General features: G+C 40.3%; 14 protein-coding genes. 6 read left to right on the forward strand and 8 right to left on the reverse strand.

The genetic code is table 11. The annotated features are described in order from the left end of the window. The first annotated feature begins 37 nt into the window (after positions 1–37). Together QZ574_RS02445 and QZ574_RS02450 are read left to right on the forward strand one after the other, a co-directional pair. On the forward strand, positions 38–1,579 hold the full coding sequence (locus tag QZ574_RS02445; RefSeq protein WP_297086414.1) for an alpha-L-fucosidase: 1,542 nt from the start codon (positions 38–40) through the stop codon (positions 1,577–1,579). A 114-nt stretch (positions 1,580–1,693) separates the two neighbouring features. Continuing rightward, a complete protein-coding gene (locus QZ574_RS02450) occupies positions 1,694–2,947 on the forward strand; it encodes a cation:proton antiporter (RefSeq protein WP_297086417.1) in 1,254 nt (417 codons plus the stop codon). 28 nt (positions 2,948–2,975) lie between these two features. On the opposite strand, the gene QZ574_RS02455 is transcribed toward QZ574_RS02450, so the two are convergent. The 7 genes from QZ574_RS02455 to QZ574_RS02485 all read right to left on the reverse strand — a co-directional run bounded on the left by QZ574_RS02455 (position 2,976) and on the right by QZ574_RS02485 (position 15,877). Then, positions 2,976–5,078: an amino acid permease gene (locus tag QZ574_RS02455; RefSeq protein WP_297086418.1), complete on the reverse strand. Its 2,103-nt coding sequence runs from the start codon at positions 5,076–5,078 to the stop codon at positions 2,976–2,978. 169 nt (positions 5,079–5,247) lie between these two features. Further along, positions 5,248–6,108, reverse strand: coding sequence for an RNA polymerase sigma factor RpoD/SigA (locus QZ574_RS02460; protein WP_297086420.1), 861 nt, complete (start codon positions 6,106–6,108; stop codon positions 5,248–5,250). A 112-nt stretch (positions 6,109–6,220) separates the two neighbouring features. Continuing rightward, complete coding sequence (locus tag QZ574_RS02465; protein WP_297086422.1) at positions 6,221–7,657, reverse strand: Do family serine endopeptidase; 1,437 nt, start codon at positions 7,655–7,657, stop codon at positions 6,221–6,223. Between the two features lie 247 nt (positions 7,658–7,904). Beyond that, positions 7,905–8,486 carry a TIGR00730 family Rossman fold protein gene (locus QZ574_RS02470; RefSeq protein ID WP_297086424.1) on the reverse strand — a complete coding sequence of 194 codons (582 nt, stop codon included), beginning with the start codon at positions 8,484–8,486 and terminating at the stop codon, positions 7,905–7,907. A 165-nt stretch (positions 8,487–8,651) separates the two neighbouring features. Next, positions 8,652–10,622, reverse strand: coding sequence for a DNA topoisomerase (ATP-hydrolyzing) subunit B (gyrB, locus tag QZ574_RS02475; RefSeq protein WP_297086425.1), 1,971 nt, complete (start codon positions 10,620–10,622; stop codon positions 8,652–8,654). 393 nt (positions 10,623–11,015) lie between these two features. Beyond that, a complete protein-coding gene (locus QZ574_RS02480; protein WP_297086426.1) occupies positions 11,016–12,794 on the reverse strand; it encodes a hypothetical protein in 1,779 nt (592 codons plus the stop codon). Positions 12,795–12,805: 11 nt separating this feature from the next. Further along, entirely contained in the window at positions 12,806–15,877 is a 3,072-nt protein-coding gene (locus QZ574_RS02485) for a tetratricopeptide repeat protein (RefSeq protein ID WP_297086428.1), read from the reverse strand. A 195-nt stretch (positions 15,878–16,072) separates the two neighbouring features. Here QZ574_RS02485 and QZ574_RS02490 point away from each other — a divergent pair, with 195 nt between their 5' ends. Continuing rightward, positions 16,073–16,795 carry an ATP-binding cassette domain-containing protein gene (locus QZ574_RS02490; protein ID WP_297086429.1) on the forward strand — a complete coding sequence of 241 codons (723 nt, stop codon included), beginning with the start codon at positions 16,073–16,075 and terminating at the stop codon, positions 16,793–16,795. Here the strand turns inward: QZ574_RS02490 and QZ574_RS02495 are convergent, their stop codons facing one another. Then, the gene (locus QZ574_RS02495; RefSeq protein ID WP_297086431.1) at positions 16,796–17,899 is read right to left on the reverse strand and encodes a glycosyltransferase family 4 protein; all 1,104 of its coding nucleotides are present in this window, start codon (positions 17,897–17,899) and stop codon (positions 16,796–16,798) included. It abuts the gene before it with no gap. Between the two features lie 196 nt (positions 17,900–18,095). Between QZ574_RS02495 and murB the strand changes: the two genes are divergently transcribed. The 3 genes from murB (at position 18,096) to QZ574_RS02510 (ending at position 22,408) form a co-directional block, all read left to right on the forward strand. Next, entirely contained in the window at positions 18,096–19,112 is a 1,017-nt protein-coding gene (murB, locus tag QZ574_RS02500) for a UDP-N-acetylmuramate dehydrogenase (RefSeq protein WP_297086432.1), read from the forward strand. Positions 19,113–19,352: 240 nt separating this feature from the next. After that, a complete protein-coding gene (locus tag QZ574_RS02505) occupies positions 19,353–21,371 on the forward strand; it encodes a thioredoxin domain-containing protein (RefSeq protein WP_297086434.1) in 2,019 nt (672 codons plus the stop codon). Continuing rightward, positions 21,368–22,408, forward strand: coding sequence for an FAD-dependent oxidoreductase (locus QZ574_RS02510; protein ID WP_297086436.1), 1,041 nt, complete (start codon positions 21,368–21,370; stop codon positions 22,406–22,408). Before QZ574_RS02505 ends, QZ574_RS02510 begins: the two co-directional genes overlap by 4 nt. The last annotated feature ends 80 nt before the right edge of the window (positions 22,409–22,488 follow it).

Raw genomic sequence — 22,488 nt, forward strand, 5'->3', positions numbered from 1 at the left:
TAATACCAATTATTTATAACCAACAAAAACCTAAAAAATGAAAATCTTTTCGTTGTTAGCAGCTATTGTATTGCTTTTAGGATGTGTTTCATCTTCCAAAAAAACAATCGAAGAACAAAAACCTCTGAAGTACCAGGAAAACTGGGAATCGTTGGCTAAACACAACGAAGAACCCGAGTGGTTTCAGGATGCTAAATTAGGAATTTACTTTCATTGGGGAATCTATTCTGTTCCGGCCTTTGGTAACGAGTGGTATCCGCGATGGATGCATTTTGAGGGAACAAAAGAATACCAGCACCATTTGGAAACTTATGGTCATCCTTCGGAATTTGGTTACCATAATTTCGCAGAACTTTTTAAAGCCGAACATTTCAATGCTGAAGAGTGGGCAACATTATTCGAAAAAGCAGGTGCCCGTTTTGCCGGCCCGGTTGCCGAACACCACGATGGTTATTCGATGTGGGATAGTGAAATCACACCCTGGAATACCAAAGACACTGGCCCTGGCCGCGATATAACCGGAGAACTGGAAAAAGCCATTAAAGGTAAAGGCATGAAATTTATTACAACATTTCATCATGCCAAACAATTACAGCGTTACAAAGGTAAAGAGGCAGAGGAGATTGCTAATAATAAAGATAATTCTCGCGGAGCATTCCGTCACAGTCATTATCCTTTGTTTGATGGTATGCCACCTACTGTCGACGATAAGAAACTGAATTATTTGTACGGAAATATCCCCGAAGACGAATGGAATGAAAAAGTGTGGTTTGGAAAACTTAAAGAGGTTATTGATAAGTATCAGCCTGATATCATTTGGTTTGATTCGTGGCTGGATCAGGTACCTGAAAACTACCGCCAAAAGTTTTGTGCTTATTACCTGAACGAAGCTGAAAAATGGGGCAGGGAAGTGGTTATTGTGCGCAAACAAAACGATCTGCCTTTAGAATGTTCTGTTGATGATTTAGAGAAATCGAGAAAAAACAAGCTCGAAGAAAAATCGTGGATGACCGATGAAACTGTATCAACCGGTAGCTGGTGTTACACGCAGGATTTAAAAATTAAACCGGCAGCCGACTTGCTTCATGTGCTCATCGATATCGTGAGTAAAAATGGGGTATTGTTGCTCAATATATCGCCTAAAGCTGATGGTACAATTCCTGCTGATCAGCAAGAAGTATTGTTAAAAATGGGCAGGTGGTTGGAAAACTATGGCGAGGCCATTTACGGCACCAGACCCTGGTATACTTTTGGCGAAGGACCAACAAAAGAACCGGAAGGCCATTTTAAAAACCATGCCGCCTTTTTAAAAATTAAATATTCGGAAAATGACGTGCGTTATACCACCAACAACGGCAATGTTTACGCCACCATACTGGGATGGCCAGGTGCAAACAAGGAGGTTTTGTTTGAGGCTTTCTCGAAAAATGAGTGGCAAAATGCCAAAGCCATTAAAAATGTTAGCCTGCTGGGATGTAACGAAACCATCGATTTTGAACTTAGCGATACCGGTTTGAAAGTTAAAACTCCTACCCAATCTGTTGATGATATGGCCATTGTTTTTAAAATAGAATTTTAAGAAAAATACCTTACAGTAAATGTAAGCCACCTCAGTTATTTGGGGTGGCTTTTTTTGTTAAAACAAATGCCGTTTTTATATGTTTCTATATTTTCAAACCCAAAGAATCAACGAATGAATGCATATCTGTTTTTAATTGGCCTCTGCGTAATTGTTATTATATCATTTTTCACCAATATTCTTGGTAAAAAGACCAAAGTTCCCAGTGTTTTACTTTTAATTATTTTGGGTGTTGGAATTCAGCAATTGTTGCATTATTTTAAAATGGAACCCGATTATTCGCAAACCCTTGAAATATTGGGAATTGTTGGCTTAATAATGATTGTGCTGGAGGCTGCTCTTGATTTGGAGCTAAAACGGGAAAAATGGCCAATTATATGGAAATCATTCACCATTGCAACACTTTCGTTGGCGTTTACATCAGTTTCAATCTCGTTTATCATTTTACTTTTTATCCCCGAGCTTGAATTTATTTCGGCTTATGTTTACGCATTGCCCTTGTCGATTCTGAGTAGTGCGATTATTATTCCAAGTGTGTCGCATTTGTCGGAGTATAACCGGGAATTTCTGATTTACGAAAGTACCTTTTCTGATATTTTGGGAATCATGATTTTTTATATGATTATAGAAAATTTGCATGTTGAGGGCATGCGACAACTTACCCTGGTAATTAGTAGTAATATTTTTATTACCCTCGTTATCTCTGTAATTCTGAGTTATTTGTTGTTGTACATCATACAAAGTATCAGGGGGAAAGCAAAATTTTTCCTCTTTCTGGCCGTATTGGTATTGTTGTATTCCGTTGGAAAATTATTTCATCTTTCATCACTCATCATCATATTAATGTTTGGCTTGCTGTTGCGCAACCACACTGTACTGCTTTTTGGTCGTTTAAAAAAGTGGTTAAGCGATTCGCGTGTCGACAGTGTTTTCGATCAGTTTAAAATGATTACTGAAGAAACATCATTCCTGGTGCGCACCTTCTTTTTCGTGGTTTTCGGAATTAGTTTACCATTGACTAGCTTAATCAGTTGGCGGGTATGGTCAATTAGTCTTATATTTTTGGTTATTTCATACCTTGTTCGCTACCTGCTTTACTTTTCAGTAGAACAGAAGAATACCATGCCACAAACCTGGTTAGCCCCCCGCGGATTAATATCAATTTTATTGTTTTTTGCTATTCCCGAATCGCTAAGGATTAACGGATTTCAAAAGGGAATTTTGTTTGTGGTAATTATTGTTACCAATATCATCATGGGATGGGCATTGGTACTGACAGGTAGAAAATCGTCGGGTCGTGCTGAAAATGAATCTACTTCTTCAACCCAATTGGAAGCTGACGGTAAAGTGAAGGAAATTCCGCTCTAAAACTTTTAGGCGGTAACCTTTTATTTTACTACTGCTTTAAGATATACCTATCGTACAAGGTGTTAATCGAGTTGGTTTCACCAATAATGGTTAAAATATCATTTTCTTTAAGAATTGTTTTTCCTTTGGGGGCAAACACCTCTGAACCACGCTCGATAAATACAACCAGCACGTTGTTGGGCAGGGTTATATCCATAAGTTTTTTATCAATAAAACTACTGCTTTCGTTCTCTTTCTTTAGAGCAAATGAAATGTACTGTTTATCGTGTAAAAGATATTCAATAAGTTCCTGGTCAGTCTTAAACGAGAGCATATCTTTTATAAAATAATCGCGTTCAGCAAGGTCCAGTATCCCACTCAGAATTCGAAGTTGTAATTTTGGTTTTTGGTCAGAATGAACCAAAAAGAAAAAAACATTAATTGCTTCCTGTTCTTCGTCATTATTTTTTCGAACGGTTTTTGTAATCTCTTGCTCTGCAAGAACAATGTGTAGCATTGGGGTGTCAATATTCTGATGAATCATGTAATGAAATGAAACACCCTGAACAGTTAGCAACGAATCAATGGGACTGGTATTTGTGAATTCTTTGCGTAGGTTTTCTTCAGCAATATTCAACCGTTGTGCAAACGATTTGGAAACGGTTTCAATAACTTCATCAAAGTGGGCTGTCTGTGTGCAACGGCTAATTTTTGCCCTTACCAGCATTTGGTTGAACTGATCATCTTCACGCAATCCTTTTTCCCGAAGAATAGTCATAAATTCGTTTTCCAATTCATCATGCTGGTGCTTGCCCAGCAAGGCAAACCAATGAAAAATTGCTCCTTCCCGTTTTACACGCTGCCTTACGTAAAAGCGGTACCACAAATAGGTGATAAAAATGGTAAACAGGGTAAAAACAACGGGCCAAACACCCATAAAGAACATAAGGCCAAGCGATGTCAGAATACCAAAAATTTGCATAAAAGGATAAAGTGGCGAATGGTATCCCGGATCGTAGGATGCAATTTTACTGTTACGAAAAACGATAACCGAGAAATTGATGGCAATAAAAATGATAAGCTGAAAGGTGCTGGCTAATTTTACAATACCCTCTTCAGTTAAAAAGAGTATAAAAAGTATGATAAGAATAGCGGTTAAAATTATTGACGGTATTGGAGTGCCAAAGCGGCTGATAGATTTAAAATAGGACGAAAAAAGTTTATCGCGACTCATAGCAAGCGGATAGCGCGATGTAGAGAGCATTCCTGCATTTCCGGTTGAAGCAAAGGCTAAAATGGCCGAAACAATGATAAGGTAGAGTCCGATTTTTGCAGGCAGCCACTTAAAAAGTTGTTCGGCAGCAGTGGCAACAGGCGACAGGTCGTTTGCCAGCGTATTTTTATCCACCACGGCAACAATAATGTAAACACCGGCAACATAAATAAACATTATTACCGCAAGCGATAAAGCCATGCCAAGTGGAATATTTCGCTCTGGTCGTTTGATTTCTTCGGCAACACTGGCAATTTGTGTTAATCCCAGGTAGGAAACAAAAACAAAGCCTGTTGTAAAAATAAGTCCTTTTGTACCGTGAGTGAAAAAGGTGTCAAAATTGTCGGCAATTTGCACGGGTTCAGCTGACGACGAAAAGATTATGGCCCGCAATCCTTCGGCTATAAATAGCCCGATAGTAACCAGTAAAATAATTACAAAAATCTTTTGAATGCCGGATGATTTTTTTGCTCCAAAAATGTTGATTATTGTGAAAACAAAAGCAAAAAATACTGCCGTTTCTTTTATGGGGATATCCCAAAAAATGGAGGTGTAGGCACCGATACCAACCAATGCAAAAGCCGTTTTTAACGACAATGCAATATATTTTCCAATGCCCCCAATTGTACCAAACATTGGGCCCAAACTTCGGTCGAGGAAATAGTAGGTTCCGCCAGCACGCGGCAGGGCGGTGGCAATTTCGGCAATGCTAAACATGGTTGGCATAATTAATATGCCGGCAAGAAAGTAGGCCAGAATGACCGAGGGGCCGGTATATTGCGATGCAATTCCGGGGAGCAAAAAGAACCCAGAGCTAAACATAGCCCCGGTGCTTATGGCAAATACATCAAATAATCCCAGTTCCTTTTTTAACTTCATCTGTACTTTTTATTTCTACTTATGTAATATTTATACAGTTAAGTGGAATAAAAAGTTTAGCTGTCGTAAAACATCTCGGAATAGGACTGTTGCAAAAGCAGGGGGTAAGAGTTATATGGTATTGAGAATAAAAAAGGTTGCCAATTTTTTTTGACAACCTTTTTCTCTACTAGCCCAGATATGATTTTAATAATTTGCTACGCGATGTATGTCGTAATCGTCTGATAGCCTTTTCTTTTATCTGCCTTACCCTTTCGCGGGTTAATCCAAATCGTTCACCGATTTCCTCCAAAGTCATTTCCTGGCACCCTATGCCAAAAAATAGTCTTACAATGTCACTTTCTCGCTCAGTCAATGTTGCTAACGCGCGATGAATTTCTCTAGCCAGCGACTCCATGATAAGGCTTTTGTCGGCGTTTGGCGAATCGTTATTTACCAAAACATCAAGAAGACTGTTGTCTTCTCCGTCAACAAAAGGTGCATCAACCGACACATGTCGGCCAGATACTCGTAAAGTATCAGCAACCTTATCTGCAGGTAATTCTAGCGATTCTGCTAATTCTTCCGGCGAGGGCTTGCGTTCGTGTTCTTGCTCAAATTTTGAGAATGCTTTGTTGATTTTGTTCAACGAACCTACCTGGTTCAATGGCAAACGAACGATACGCGATTGCTCTGCAAGCGCTTGAAGAATAGATTGGCGAATCCACCATACTGCGTAAGAAATGAACTTAAAACCGCGGGTTTCGTCGAACTTTTCGGCTGCTTTAATCAAACCAAGGTTTCCTTCGTTAATTAAGTCGGGTAAGCTAAGTCCCTGATTTTGGTACTGCTTTGCCACCGATACTACAAATCGAAGGTTTGCTCTTGTTAATTTCTCCAAAGCCGCCTGATCGCCTTTTTTAATCCGCTGTGCTAACTCCACTTCTTCCTCTACAGTAATCAGCTCTTCCTTACCAATTTCCTGCAAATACTTATCTAAAGAGGCACTTTCACGGTTAGTGATTGACTTGGTGATCTTTAGTTGTCTCATATGTAATCCTTAAAAAATCGTGCAAATATAGAACATTAATAACTAATGGTCAAGGAGAAAGCACATCGTATTTTGTTATTAATACAAAATTAAAGGTTGTAGCTCTGGGTTTTTAGTTTTCCAGGCCAAAAACATAATATGCTGATTCTCCGTTAGGATAAACGCCTTCAACCAATATTCCTCCTCTCGCATTTCCTACTTCTCTCTTAAAATCGCCAACTTCGTAAATAGGCTTTTTATTTACCGAAGTAATAATAAAACCTTTTTCGAGGCCGGCATCTTTTAGTTTTCCTTTCTCTAATTTGGTAATCATTATACCGCTTCTGATTCCCAATTCTTGTTTAACATTGTTGCTTACGGCTTCAAATTCGGCGCCCAAAACTGTCATGTTGTCGCGCACAATCTCGGTGTCGCCGTGTTTGTTACGTAAGGTAACGGTAAATTGTTTCTTTTCATTGTCTCTAATTACAACAATATCTACGTCGTCTCCCGGGCGGTACTGACTTACTTTTTCCTGAAGCTCGGCGGCTGTTTTTGTTTTCTCACCATCAACACTAATGATAACGTCTTTTTCTTTTAAGCCAGCCTCGTTAGCTGCGCCGTTTTCAACAACTCCACCAATATAAACACCTTCAACCTTGTCAAGGTTCAGTTCTTCGGCAATTTCGGCATTTACGTCACCAATATTTACTCCCAGTAATGCACGTTGCACTTCACCAAATTCTTTCAGGTCCTCAACCACTTTTTTTACAATTGACACGGGAACAGCAAACGAATAACCGGTAAACGACCCCGTACGCGAAGCAATCGCAGTATTGATTCCCACCAGGTTTCCCTGCTGGTTAACAAGTGCACCACCACTGTTTCCCGGGTTTACGGCAGCATCGGTTTGAATAAATGATTCAATGCGGTACTGGTCTTGGTTGATTCCTAAATTACGACCTTGCGCACTAATAATTCCAGCAGTAACTGTTGATGTAAGATTAAAGGGATTTCCTACGGCCAATACCCATTCTCCCAGCTGCAGGTTGTCGGAGTTACCATAAGTTAAATAGGGTAAGTCTTCTGCCTCTACCTTAAGCAAAGCAATATCTGTAGATGGATCGGCACCTACCAGTCGGGCTTCAAATTCTCTTTTATCGTTTAAAATTACTTTTATATTCTGGGCATTTTCAATTACGTGGTTGTTGGTAATTATAAATCCATCTTCTGACATGATAACACCAGAACCAAAGCCCTGGCGTACCTCCGGCTGGCTTCTTAAACCAAAAAACTCGTCGAGAAATGGATTTCCGCTCGACCACTGGCCGGTACGAACCGATTGTGTGGCAATGTGTACTACAGCATGTACCGATTTTTGAGCGGCAAACGTTAAATCGGGTAGTTGTTGTTCACTGTTGGCGGGTAGATTAATATAGCGGGCAGCCTGCTCTTCTTTTATAGTTACAACCTGTGTTTTATCAAAAAATGTACTGTAAGCCCAAACGGCAACAAAAGCACCTGCAATTACAAGTAAAAATGTCAGCGAAATTCTTCCTACTTTTTTCATAACTTAAAATTTTAAAATACGTTCTTGTTTTCTTTTTCGGTGTATTAAGAACGCAAATTTACTGCCACTGTTTTGCTTATCCCTTGGGCTGTACGTCTATTTTGCATAATTTAACACCCTGATAGGTGCTTTGTTAAAAAGTTAAAAACAAATCATTCTTATACTGAAACTATGTCAGTTTGTCTTGTCAGTGTTTGCTGAAATAGTACGACAATTCAGCTTACAATTAAAAACACAATTCAAAAATCTATCTCTCGGGAACTTTAAACCATTTGGTATCCAGCTCAAATGCTTTATAGTTTGTTATGTAGTTTAAGGCCTCGTGAGGAGTTTCTGCCACATAATAAAGTTTCCTGTAAATATCTTTTGCAAACAATTCGACATATGAAAGCTCAAATTGTTTAAACAAGTGGTCGAAAAAATTATTTGTGTTTACAAAAACAATAGGTTTGGTATGGTAAGAAAGCTGGCGCAGGGTCATTACTTCCAATATCTCTTCCAGTGTTCCAAAACCGCCGGGAAGGGCGATAAATGCATCTGATATTTCACGCATTTTTTCCTTACGTGTCATCATATCAGGGGTAATAATTACCTCGTGTGCATTGTCTGAGGTTAAGGAACGCTCAATCATTTTTTCAGGGATTATGCCAATTGTTTTGCCACCTGCTTCTACCGCGGCAACAGTTGCTGCTTCCATCAGACCAACATTAGCACCTCCATTTACCAGTGTATGCCCTCCTTGTCCGATGAGTTTACCCAACTGTTGGGTTGCTTCAAAATAAACCGGATTAATTGCATTGCTGGAAGAACAGAAAACACAGATATTCATGATTTTAAGTATGAGTAATGAGTAATTAGTAGTGAGAAAAAATCCGGGTTAGAGCCCGGATTTTTCTATGTAATTTTGAAATTAATTTTCAAAAAGAAAGAGAAAAATTTTGTACTGGAGAGCTATTCTTTCTCGGTACTCAGTACTTTTATTCTCAAATCTGGCTTACGCATCAATATTGGCGTAAGTAGCGTGGTCTTCAATAAATTTACGACGAGGAGGTACATCGTCGCCCATTAACATCGAGAAAATATGGTCGGCTTCTGCCGCATTTTCAATGGTTACCTGCTGTAGGGTACGTTGCTCGGGATTCATGGTAGTTGACCAAAGTTGCTCGGCGTTCATCTCTCCCAAACCTTTGTAACGTTGCGTGTGCACTCCACTTTCATTTCCATCAGCCCATTCTTCGATTAAAGCCAAACGTTGCTGCTCATTCCATGCATACGCTTCCTTTTTACCTTTTTTGATGAGGTAAAGCGGTGGGGCCGCAATATACAAGTGACCGTTTTTTATCAGGTCGTTCATGTAACGGAAAAAGAAGGTCATTATTAATGTTGCAATGTGGCTTCCGTCCACATCGGCATCGGTCATAATCACAACTTTATGATACCTAAGTTTTTCCATGTTTAAGGCTTTCGAGTCTTCCTCGGTACCGATGGTAACACCTAAAGCAGTAAAAATATTTTTAATCTCTTCGTTTTCGAAGATTTTGTGTTGCATGGCTTTTTCCACGTTCAGAATTTTTCCACGCAAGGGAAGTATTGCCTGTGTTCTGCGGTCGCGACCTTGTTTGGCCGTACCGCCTGCCGAGTCTCCCTCGACAAGGAAAACCTCACATTGAGCAGGATCTTTCTCAGAGCAGTCGCTAAGTTTTCCCGGTAAGCCACCTCCCGATAGTGCATTTTTTCGTTGCACCATTTCGCGGGCTTTACGCGCTGCATGACGTGCCTGTGCTGCCAAAATTACTTTTTGAACGATTTGCTTGGCTGCTTTGGGATTTTCTTCGAGGTAGTTTTGCAGGGCTTCGCTGGTGGCCTGGTCAACCGATAAGCTTACTTCGGAGTTACCCAGTTTGGTTTTGGTTTGTCCCTCAAACTGTGGTTCGGCAACTTTTACCGAGATGATGGAGGTTAAACCTTCACGAAAATCGTCGCCACTAATGTCAAATTTTAGTTTGGCGAGCATTCCACTATGATCGGCATAGTTTTTCAAGGTACGGGTTAAACCACGGCGAAAACCGGTTAAATGGGTTCCTCCTTCAATGGTATTAATGTTGTTCACATACGAGTGAATATTTTCGGAAAAAGAAGTGTTGTATTGCAAGGCAATCTCTACCGGAATACCATTTTTTTCGGTAGTAATATGTACCACCTCATCAATAAGTTTTTCACGGGTGCCATCCAGGTATTCAACAAATTCTTTCAATCCTTCTTCCGAGAAAAACTCTTCTGATTTAAAAGAACCATCTTCAAGGGTTTCCCGTTCGTCGGTAAGTTTAAGTTTAATTCCTGCATTCAGGAATGCCAATTCGCGCAAACGGGCCGATAGTATTTCGTATTTATATACCGTTGTGAGAAAAATACTGGTATCGGGTTGGAAAGTTACATTGGTTCCTGTTTTATCAGTTGTTCCCACAACCTGCACATCTCCCTGTGGTTTACCAGTTGAATATTCCTGCACATAAATTTGCCCTTCGCGGTGTACTTCGGCTTTCAGGTAAGTGGAAAGTGCGTTAACACACGACACACCAACACCATGCAAACCCCCTGAAACTTTGTATGAGTCTTTATCGAATTTACCACCGGCGTGTAAAACGGTCATTACAACCTCGAGGGCCGATTTGTTTTCTTTGGAGTGTTTTGCAGTTGGTATACCACGGCCATCGTCTTTTACCGTGATGGAATTATTTTCATGAATGATAACATCAATATTGTTGCAGTAACCCGCCAGGGCTTCGTCAATAGAGTTGTCCACTACCTCGTAAACCAAATGGTGTAAGCCTTTTTCGTTTACATCGCCAATATACATGGCAGGGCGTTTTCTTACTGCTTCCAATCCTTCAAGCACCTGAATACTATCGGCAGAATAGTTTCCATTGCCGTTGTTTTGGACTTCATTTTTTTCAATTTCGCTCATCTCTCTGTTTTAAAATTAAATCCTTTAAAATAAAATAGTTTCCCCCGCAAAAAAGCTTTAAAAACTTTTCGAAGAAAACTAGTTGATTTTCAAGTTCTTATCTTGCTTTAAAAATGATCTGATAATCACGTCACAAATATATAAAAAATAGGCAGAAAACAGCGGTTTTACGTGTGTTAAAAGACCTTATTTTTCAACAAGATATCAACCTCTGAATGAGTGTTTAGGTGCTTGAAAATTCGTGTCAACGAATTACACGGATTTCACGAATTATATCATTAGACAGGCAGTCCTCGAGAATGATTTTAAGGTTCGTGTAATTCGTGAAATTAATGGATGAAAAAAGGAGAGCATTGGCTCTCCTTTATCCAAATTGATTGATTATGCCAGTTGTTAAAACGAATAACTTATTCCGGCCAGCATATTAAAGCTTTGAACCGGGTATCCGAACCAGCGTTGGTATTTTTGGAATCCAAAATTATTTAGTTGCGCAAAAGCAGCGAATTTATTGGTTAGCTGATAATTGCCTTTAAGGTTTAAATCGAAAGCAGCATCGAGGTTGTTTGATTTATATGTTGGCGGCAGGGCTACGGCGGTGAAATTTCGAGGATCAGGTTGCTGAATAACCAATGCTTTTCGTTCGCCCATTAAAAAAATATCGGCCGACAAACTAAGTTGTTCATTTACTTTGTAGCCAATGTTTAAGGTAGCGTCCCACGTTGGTAGGTTCCAGGCTTCTTCTTGTTCGTCGAGTTTGTAGTTGTAGTAATTAACTGATGCTGTTAATTCTAGCTTATCTGTTGAGGCGTGAAACACTTCGGCATTTAGCTTTAGTCTGTTTGTGTTGTCGTAAAGCACCTTAAAAGTATTGTCAGTCACAAGTGGTGCCGGATTGTAATCGGGGTCGAAATAAAGGCTTTCGCTTAAATAATAAAATGGTTGGTTATCGGTAATGGAATACTCGGCTGAAACTTTAAAATTGGTTTTTTTCGAAAGTTTGCCATCAAAACCACCATAGAAACGAAATTTTTGGAAGGCATTCATAACATCGTGTTCCGGATCAGTAAATGGGTTTTCGTAGGCAATTTTAGAGTAGTGGTTGCTGATATACTTGCCATCAATTCCGGCGTAAAGGCTAATCAGTTCAGGTACGGGTGTCCAGTTGGCGCGTATGTTTGGCGATAGTTTTGCTACAGCATCTTCGTCAGAGACCATGGCAAACCAGGTGTTAACACCTAATTTTAGGTTGGCAGTTTCGTCGCCGATAAACCAGGCAGGTTTAGCGTGTATAATGATTTGCGAACGGTTTCCGATGGCGGAGTCGGCCTGCAGAAAAATATCGCTGGCCTGGGTGTATAAAATACCGCCTTCAAGCAGTCCTACGCCTGTAATCATTGGTTGTTGCACATCCATTATAAAATTAGCATAATGCTCGCGCTGATCGGTTTTTGTACCAAAATAATGGTAGCTAAAATTAAACCCGATGGTTGCATCATCGTATTCGGCAGTTGGGTTTTTAAGTCCAATGTTTATACCTCCTTTGGCAAACGATTGTTTGGTGTCGAAATAGTTGATATCCTGATTATTTTCGAGTAGCGGATCGGGCACAGCCACTAAAGGGTAGCCATAATAGTTAAAAGCATCGTGTTTAAAATCGATGTTCACCGATAGTACATTGTCGCGAAACAGGTGTTTCACAAACAGGTCAATTTCGTTTTTCATAAAAGGAGCATCCACTTTGTTGCCTCCTTCCAGTTCAATTTTATCGAACGAAGAAAGGTGCATGGCATGAATTCCGAACAGTGAATTTTTTGAGTTGACATTATTAAAAAACACTTCGCCGTAGGGGCGGAAAGTTGTGCCCAGTCCGGCACGTACCAGTCCATAACCGTTGTCTTGTGGTGCTTGTGTTTCAATAATAGCGGCTTTTAACGGATTTACCGAGAATGAACTAAAAACCGGCTGGCTGTTTATGGTGTAATTAAACGTTGGCTTTTGGTGTTCTGTCTCGTCAATGGTTGGCATGCTGTTTAATTTGTTGGCGTCCGAAAGTGTTGGTTTGTAGGCTTTTGTTACCTCTACTTCCTGGGTTAAGGTGTCGCGTTGAGCCTGAGCAGCCAATCCTATTCCCATTAAGATAATTACAAGTATATATTGAATTGATTTAAACATGTTGCGCATTTTTAATTGTGTTTAATTTCCATTTGGAACGAGCTGTCTACTGCATTTTGCTGTTGTTGTGCTTCTTTTGAAAGGATAACATCCAGGCGTTGTTGAGCTTCTGCTTTTATTCCGTCGGTGTCATCGTTATAATTTTCGGCAAGGCTTTTTAAGGTGTGTTTCGCCTGAAACTGGTCGTTGTTGTCTTCGTAAATACTGGCCAGCAGTAGAAATGCTTTCCCCAGCCAATAGGTGTATGGCGTTCCTTTTTCAATAAAATCAACTATTTCTTCTTCGGATTTGGCTTTATTGTTCTCGCGGTAATAAATTTCGGCTAACAGGTATTTGGCCTCGGCACCTTGCTCAAGTTTGGTGTCTTTAGCTACATCGCGCAGCGGACTTATTGCCGAGCTTAAATTGCCCAGTTCGTAATTTGATTTCCCAATGGCATAATCGGTTTCTTTTTTAAGGGCATCGTTGGCTACGTCCGATTTTTTTACTTTTTCGGCTGCTGGTATAACCTGCTGGTAGTTTTTGTCAATAAGGTGACACCGCATTTGGCCGGTGTTGGCGCGCAGTAAATTCCATTTTCCTGTTGCTTTTTCTTCAAGTCGGTTAAAAAAGGCAAGTGCATTACTGTAGTTACCGGCATTATAGGTTAATTCCGATGCGCGTGATAATGCCTGTTCTGTAAAAATATTATCGGCCTGGTTGGCCACAAAAGTATAATGAGTGTTAGCCGCCTTGTAATCGCCATTTTTATAATGAGTTTCAGCCAGATAAAAATGAGCATTGGTAACATAGGCTCCGTTTGGGTACTGGTTCAGGTATTGCTGAAGCTGACGTTCAGCACCATCCTGCCCTGCCATGTAAACGCGTTCGGCAGCCGAGTAGGTTAGCTGGTCTTGTTCCGAAGCACTCACACTTACATTGCCTCCTAAACGTCGCACGTAAGCAAAGTAGGCGTCAACATTGTTTAGTTCAACATAGCAATTTTTAATGCCTTGCAGAGCCGAATTGGCTTCGGGTGTGCCTTTGTAGTTTTCAGCAACTTCTTTGTACTGGCGAAGGGCTTTGTTAAACTCGCCATTGTTATAATTAACCAGCCCCAACTGAAGCAGTGCATTGCGGTAAAAATTACTGTGCTGATGGTTTTCAACAATTTCCTGGTATTGCTGAACAGCCTCAAAACTGTTCCCGATTCGCTCGTTTGCACGGCCCAGTTCGTAAAGGGCATCGTCGTAATAGTCCGATTCCGGAAACTCTTTTGTCAGCTTATTCAGGTTGTTTATTTTATCCTGTTGTTTTCGTTGTAGTCCCTGGCAAAAAGCAATTTGCAGTAAGGCGTAATCGGCTTCAAGCATTTTTATGTTGTAAGCCTTTTCGTAGCTGTTAATTGCCTGGGCATAATTGGTGTTTAAAAAATAGTAATCGCCAATGCGGTTGTAGGCGTCGGCAATTTTAGGTGTGCGTTTCCCATCCATTTTTTCAACATAGCGGGTAAAGCCCTGGTGCGCTGCCTCTTTGTTGCCGGTTTTAAGGTAGGCATAGGCCATGTTATAGTCGGCACTTATGCCTTCATCGGTGCTGGTGTTTGAGCTGCTTTGCACAAACTTATTGTAAGAAGCAATAGAGTTGTTGTAATCGCCAACCCGATATAAGGCTTCTGATTTCCAATACAATGCCCTCGACTTAATATCGGCGTTAAAGCTTCCGTTATTCAACGACAGGTCGAAATATTCTATGGCCTGGTTATAGGCAAGGTTGTTAAAAAGCTCCAGCCCGCGGTAAAAAGTTACCCGTTGGTAAGCCTTTAAAACCTGGGGTGTCTTATTCTGAATCTTTTCAATTGACTCTATGGCGTCTTTGTAATTTTTTGTTACCATGTACACGTCAACCAGAATTTTGTAGGCTTCTGCATTTTTTGGCGAGTTGGGGTATTCGGCAATGTAGCGGTCAAAAGCTTTTATGGTTTCGTTAAAGGGCGAATACGATAGCTCGTAGGTTAATTTCGCATAACTAAACAAGGCATCTTCTTTAATTTCCGGATTAAAATTAAACTCAGAAGCTGCATTGTAAGCTGTTTTTGCTTTTTCCTTTTCGTTAAGTTTTATAAAACAATCGGCCAGGTGGTAGTAGGCGTTTTGTGTCATCTCATCTTCTCCGGTTGCAGCTTTTTGCAACAAGTTAGCTGCTTCGCTGTAATTTCCGGTGTGGTAATAACAAAATCCAAGGATGTAGTTCTCTTCGCGTGTTTTTGGGCCTGAGGTTGCAAAATATGATTCAAGGTAAGGGATAGCCTCCTGGTATTGGTGCAAATGAAAATACGAATCACCGATTATCCTTGAAAGTTCATTTTTATGCTCTTCAGGCACATCGTTAATAACAGAGGTGGTATAACTTACTACTTCGTTGTATTTTTTTTGTTTGTAGTAAATATGGCTAACATAAAGTGGAATAACCTGAGAATAAGCCGGGTCGTTGTTTAAGGCTGTAAACCCTTGCAAAGCCGCATCATACTCCTCATTCAGGTATTGGATATGAGCACAATAATAGGTTGCGGGTTTGCTGTAAATGTTATTCGAATTTCTAATAGATAAAAATTCTTTGTAGGCCAATTCCGTATTTCCCTGCTCCATATTGGCAAAACCATTTTTATATTGCAGCTCAATGCGCTCGGTTTCCGGCAGGTCGTTACGATCTATTTTTGCAAAGGTGCGCAATGCCACTGTGTATTGGCGCTTATCAAATTGATTTACACCAAGGTTAAACAAGGCACTGTTGATATATGGACTTTCGGGGTAGGTTTTAACAAAAGTACCAATGAGTTTGTCGCCCGATTTGTAGCCGGCATGCAGCGCTGAAACTGATTTAAAATATTCTGCTTCGGAGTACAGCTCTGATTTTGCATCAACCTGATTCTGAATTTTTTCAAATTGCCGGTAGCTCGAAATGTACTTTCCTTTAGCGTACAGCTCTTTAGCGATGTCGATATCCTTTCTTACATTATCAAACCAGGCAGTTTGTTGTGCAGATGCCGATTGATAAGATCCAATGATGAAAAAAAGAAATATCAAAATTTGAATTGTTCTCATGCTTAATTTCTTGTTTTTAATGTATTTTCTGTTGCCAAACAATTGTTTTAGATAACAACGAACTAAAATAGCTATTACATATATGCCAAACGGCTGTTAATGTTTGTAATTCTTAACAAAAAACTGTTTATTTCTTTCCTTTATTATATGAGCAGATAAAAAATTTCAAACTAATTTAGTTGCACGACATATTTTATGGACAAGAATACAGTTATACAGTTGCTCGACTCGAGTATTTACCAATACGAAAACCTGGTACTTTCAGAAGTAAATATTGAAGTAAAAGCCGGTGAGTTTATTTATGTAATTGGCAAGGTAGGAACGGGAAAGTCGAGCCTGATAAAAACTTTAAATGCAGAATTGCCGCTGTATTTTGGTACAGGTCGTGTGTTTGATTTTGACCTGGTTGGCATAAAAAGCAGAGAAGTGGCACAGCTCCGAAGAAAACTGGGAGTGGTTTTTCAGGATTTCCGGCTGCTTACCGACAGAAATGTACATGCTAACCTGTCTTTTGTACTGAAAGCCACAGGCTGGAAAAACAAATTTGAAATAGAACAGCGTGTTAATGAAGTGCTCGAACGGGTAGGAATGTCGCATAAAAAGGAAAAATTTCCGTATCAGTTGAGTGGGGGCGAGCAGCAGCGCGTAGTTATTGCGCGAGCCATTTTAAATCACGCCGATATAATTTTGGCCGATGAGCCTACGGGAAATCTCGACCCGGAAACTTCGGAAGAAATTCTTGAGCTGTTTATTCAGTTAAATAATGAAGGAAAAACCATTTTAATGGCCACTCACGATTATGCAGCCATTGCCCGAAAGCCCGCGCGAACCTGGGTTTGTGCCAACGGAAAACTGAACGACTCGGCTAAAATTACCGAGGAATTAGCTTTTGAAAACCTCTTGGAAAAAAATGTATAATTAAATCAGCTCTAAAAACAAGTGCTGAAGTACTTTTTCTTCGTTCTCCCAGCGCAATTCTTCCGCAGCCGTTTGAAGGTTTTCTTTCCAGATTTTCCTTTTTGATGGATTTAGCAAAGCTTCGTTAATGGTTTTTGCCAACTCTTTGGGTTGGTGCGATAAGGCAATTGCACCAATGGCATACGCCTCAACAATCGCTTTCATTTCAGGCAGGTTACTTACCACCACCGGTACTCCTGCATGAATATAATCGAAAAGCTTATTGGGAAGAGCAAAGCGGTAATTCAAACCCAGATCCTCCTCAATTGATAAACCCAGGTTAGCCATAGGTGTTAATTTAGCTAATTCATCAATCGGAAGCCTACCGGTAAACTGTACCTTCGCCTCAAGTGCTTCTTTTTTAACCAGGTTCTCCAGTTGTTGTTTTATATCGCCATCGCCAGCAATAATCAGTTTAGCTTCAATAAAATGCATGGCTTGTATGGCCTGTTCAAGTCCCCGGCCAATATTTAATGCCCCCTGGTACAGGATTGTTTTCTCCTCACTATCGACAGAAATGGCTTGTGTCCTATTTTTCTGAAGCGGAATGTTTCTGACCACCTTAAAACTGGTTTGGTACTTTTGGTTGTAAATATTGGCTATAGAGTTACAAACGGTGTAGCAATAGTGAATGTTTGGCAGCATTTTCCGTTCCAATCCTTCCCAAATCCTTTTTACCCGGGGGCGTTGTATAAGTTCCGGAACTTCTGTAAAATATTCATGACTATCGTAAACCAAAGTTATTCCTTTCAGTTTCGACACCAGGTAGTTGGCCGTTAGGGTATCCAGGTCGTTGGCTAATAAAATATCTGCTTTTTTAAACAATAAAAACAAGAATAAACGAAGGTTGAATTCGGCATAAAAACAGGCCCCTTTTTTAAAAAACAAGCGCATCCGTTTGGTTGCATAGCTTCTACTTACCTCAAGGCTGTTAGGTAGCAAACGTCCAATTAGTAGCACCGAAAATCCCATTTTTTCGAGCGATGTGCAAACTTTGTGCACGCGGTTGTCGGCCACAAGATCGTTGGTAACTGAAACAATTATTTTTTTTGTTTTGGTTTTCAAGGTGGTTTTCTGATTTCGTGTAAATATAGAACTTTTGTTGGGGCAAATTATTTTCTCAATCTATATTTTCTGCATTGATTCTTGTCTAACCCTGTATTTATCCGAAACCAAGTCTTGTTCGTAAACAAGTAACTTTCTTCTGGCTTCTGTATTCGGGCTTACAACTTTCGTATATCTTTGCAGGAAATTTATTTTTATGATTCGTTTTTCTGAAAATCATTCGCTGAAAGCGCACAATACATTTGGCATTGATGCCAAAGCAAAATATTATTTCGAATTTACAGAATTGGAAGATTTGGAGGTTTTTCTAAAATCAAACCAAAGCTGGAAAAACGAAAAGCTTATAGTTTTAGGCGAGGGGAGCAATATTTTGTTTTTGAACGATTTTGATGGATTGGTAATTCATCCGAATGTGCCGGGAATGAATTCGGTTTGGGAAGACCGTAATCATGAATGGATTGAAGTTGGCGCCGGAGAGGTGTGGGATGAATTTGTTGAATACGCCGTAAACCGGGGCTTGGGCGGAGCTGAAAACCTATCGTTAATACCTGGAAAAACAGGTGCTGCGCCGGTACAAAATATTGGCGCTTACGGCCAGGAAGTGTGCCGTTTAGTGGAAAAAGTTAAAGGCTTCGACCTTGAAAAAGGTTGCGTTGCTGAGTTTACCGCTGCCGAATGTGAGTTCGCCTACCGCAACAGTATATTTAAACACTACCTTAAAAACCGTTTTATCATCACCTCAGTAATTTTTAGGTTGGATAAGTTTCCTGAATTCAACCTGGGCTATGGTCAACTGGAGAAGCAAGTGAAAGAAAAAGGTGAAATTTCGCTAAGCACTATACGTGAGGCTGTAATTGAAATACGCTCATCAAAATTACCAGATGTAAAGAACCTGGGTAATGCCGGTAGTTTCTTTAAAAATCCGGTGGTACCAAAAGAACTGGCAGAGCAGTTGCAAGTAAAATATCCGGAGTTACCGGTTTATGCTGCCGAAAATAACCAGGTAAAACTAGCTGCAGGTTGGTTAATTGAGCAGGCCGGGTGGAAGGGGAAGCGCCTTGGCGATGCCGGAGTACATGCGCAACAGGCATTGGTACTGGTTAATTATGGAAAGGCTACCGGTAATGAAATTTACGCCCTTTCGGAAGATATTTTTGATGCTGTAAACACGCAATTTGGTGTGAAACTGGAACGCGAAGTCAACTGCATTTAAGCCGATTCTAAAATTTTATGCATAAAAAAATCCCGGCGTCCACTCCGGGATTTTAATTTTGTTGTTGATGTTGTGTCTTACAATTTTTTCAGGTTTGTGCTGCAAAAATACAAATTGTGCGCTTCATAAAAATGACCTTTGTCATGCAACTTTTTAAAGCCGCAAACCAATCCTTGTTTTGCTTGTTGTTTTAGCAGGCATAGTGCTGCCTTTTTCCACATAATAAGAAAACAACAAACAATGCAAAACACCAATAATTTAATTCATGCAAGTTCCCCTTACCTCAGGCAACATGCAAACAATCCTGTGCACTGGCAGTCCTGGAACGAAGAGTTAATTGAACAGGCAAAAGCAGAAGATAAGCTATTGCTGGTGAGTATAGGCTATGCCGCCTGCCACTGGTGCCATGTTATGGAGCACGAGAGTTTTGAGGATGAAGAAGTTGCGGCAATAATGAATAAATATTTTGTGTGTATAAAAGTAGACCGCGAAGAACGCCCCGATGTTGACCATTATTACATGAGTGCTGTTCAGTTAATGGGGCAACAGGGAGGCTGGCCATTAAATGTTATTGCACTGCCCGATGGACGTCCGCTTTGGGGAGGAACGTATTTTCAAAAGGAGGTTTGGATGAAAAACCTTGATGCGGTGGCACGTTACTATAAAAACAATAAACCCGATGCTGAAGAATATGCCGGCAAATTACAACAAGGTATTTTCCAGGTTTTGGTAATGCCCGAAATGGAAGCAGCAAGTAAGGTAAATGCAAACCTAATTGAACGCGGAGTAGATGGCTGGAAAACACATTTTGATTGGCAGGAAGGTGGCAGGGCAGGAGCTCCCAAATTTCCCATGCCGGTGAACCTCGATTTCTTGTTGTATTACGGATTTTCGAATAACGACACCCAGGTGATGAATTTTGTGGAAACCACTTTGCTGAAAATGGCCCGGGGTGGAATTTACGACCAGGTAGGAGGTGGTTTTGCCCGCTATTCGGTAGATGACAAATGGAAAGTGCCGCATTTCGAAAAAATGCTGTACGACAACGGACAACTTATAAGTATTTATTCAAAAGCCTGGCAACAGTTTAAAAACGAGGAGTTTAAAACGGTTGTTTACGAAAGCGTGGCTTTTATTGAACGCGAATTGATGGACGAAAGTGGAGCATTCTATTCGTCGCTTGATGCCGACAGCGAAGGCATTGAAGGAAAATTTTATGTATGGAAGCAGGATGAACTGAAAACCTTGCTGCAAGATGAATACGAATTGTTTGCCGATTATTATAATGTAAATGGCCACGGTTTTTGGGAGCACAATAATTATATTTTGTTACGCAAAGAGTCGAACAGCGCATTTGCCCAAAAATATGGACTAACTATTCAGCAGTTGCAGGTAAAAACGGGAAGATGGAAATATACCCTGTTAAAAACCCGTAGCAAACGTGTTCGCCCCGGACTCGACGACAAAACGCTAACATCCTGGAATGCTCTTGTTATAAAAGGTTTAGTAGAAGCATATAAAGCTTTTCAAAACGACGATTTTTTAAGCCTGGCCCTAAAAAATGCACGGTTTATTCAAAATAATTTGCTCTCTGCCAGCGGAAAAGTCTATCATAGCTGGAAAGATGGCAAATCCTCAATTGATGGTTTTCTTGAGGACTACGCCTTGCTTATTGATGCCTATCTTTTGTTATTTGAAGTAACAGGCGAACAGGATTGGTTAATGCACGCCGATAAAATGGCAGCTTATGTACAATCAAATTTTTACGATGCGAACAAACACCTGTACTATTTTATCGATAATCGTGAAAAGACGGTGATAACCAATCATTTTCAAAAAGAAGATAATGTAATACCTGCTTCCAACTCGGTAATGGCCAATAACCTTCACCGTTTGTATTTGCTGCATGCCAGGCCCGAATATTTGCAAATGGCAGAAAAAATGTTGCAATACATTACCCCTCATTTTGCCAATTACCCAATGGCGTATGCCAACTGGGGGAGCCTGATGCTAAAATTAAGCAAACCTTATTTTGAGGTGGCGATTTGTGGAATTAATGCCAGGCTGGTATTAAAACAATTACAACAAAATTTTCAACCCCATATACTTTGGGCGTTTTCTGAAACCGAAAGTGATGTTGCCTTTTTAAAGAACCGTTTCAGGCAAACTGAAGACCTGATTTACATTTGCAAAAATGGCGCTTGTCAGTTGCCTGTTGATTCGGTGGAAGAGGCCCTTAAAAAACTAGCCGCGCAATGAAAAAAACTGACGTACTGATTGTTGGGCAGGGCCTGGCCGGTACCTTACTGGCTTTCGAGCTGTATTTTGCCGGAGTTAAGTTTTGTATTGTTAATAATCCGAAAAAAAGTACGGCCACACGAGTAGCGGCGGGAATGGTAAATCCGCTGGTGTTTAAACGTATGACCAAAAGCTGGATGGTTGATGATTTGCTGCCGGTAATGAAAAAACGTTATAAAATGCTGGAAGAAATGCTGGGTGAACGTTTTTATTTCGATTGGCCTGTGGTAAAGCCACTTTCAGCCCAGGAAACCGAACTTTGGCAACAACGAAAAGCAGATAAAGCATTCGGGAAATACATTCAATCAATTACAGCAAACAGTCCTGTTAAGCACCTACAGACAGCCCCTGCTTATGGCGTTGTTCATGGATCTGGTTATTTAAAAACAGGAAATTTTCTGGAGGCAGCCAGGCAGTTTTTCCAAAAAAGCGAAATGCTGATTGAAAGCGACTTCCCAGCAACTAAGGGTAATTTTCAATACTCCGCTTTTCAGGATTTTACATTTGAAAAAATTGTATTTTGTCAGGGGCACTACCTGAACACCCATCCCTTGTTTGATTTTGTGCGCCTGCAACCGGCAAAAGGCGAAGTTTTACAAATTTATGCTCCTGATTTGTCGGAAGAATACATTTTAAACAAACGGGTTTTTGTATTACCTGTTGGAAAGCATCGTTTTAAGGTAGGTTCAACTTATGAATGGGACGATTTAATCAACATACCAACAGAAAAAGGAAAGGCATCTATTCTGGAACGCCTGGAGTCATTAATCCCAATTCATTACCGGATTGAAAAGCACTGGGCAGGCATTCGTCCGACGGTTGCCGACCGAAGGCCGGTTTTGGGTAAACATCCTGAACATCAATATTTTTATGTGTTTAACGGCCTGGGGACCAAGGGGGTGATGTTGGCTCCGTATTTTGCGGCAGAAACCAGAAAACTGTTGCAAAACGATTCCTATAAACTTAATAAGGAAGTTGACATTAGCAGGTTTTGGTAGCTTTTGTTGTTAGCTTCATAAAGGGATAAGTCCTATCAAAATTTTTCAAAATAAATTATGTTTACAACAATAAATAGTGT

This window comes from uncultured Draconibacterium sp., assembly GCF_913063105.1.
Classification (GTDB): Bacteria; Bacteroidota; Bacteroidia; order Bacteroidales; family Prolixibacteraceae; genus Draconibacterium.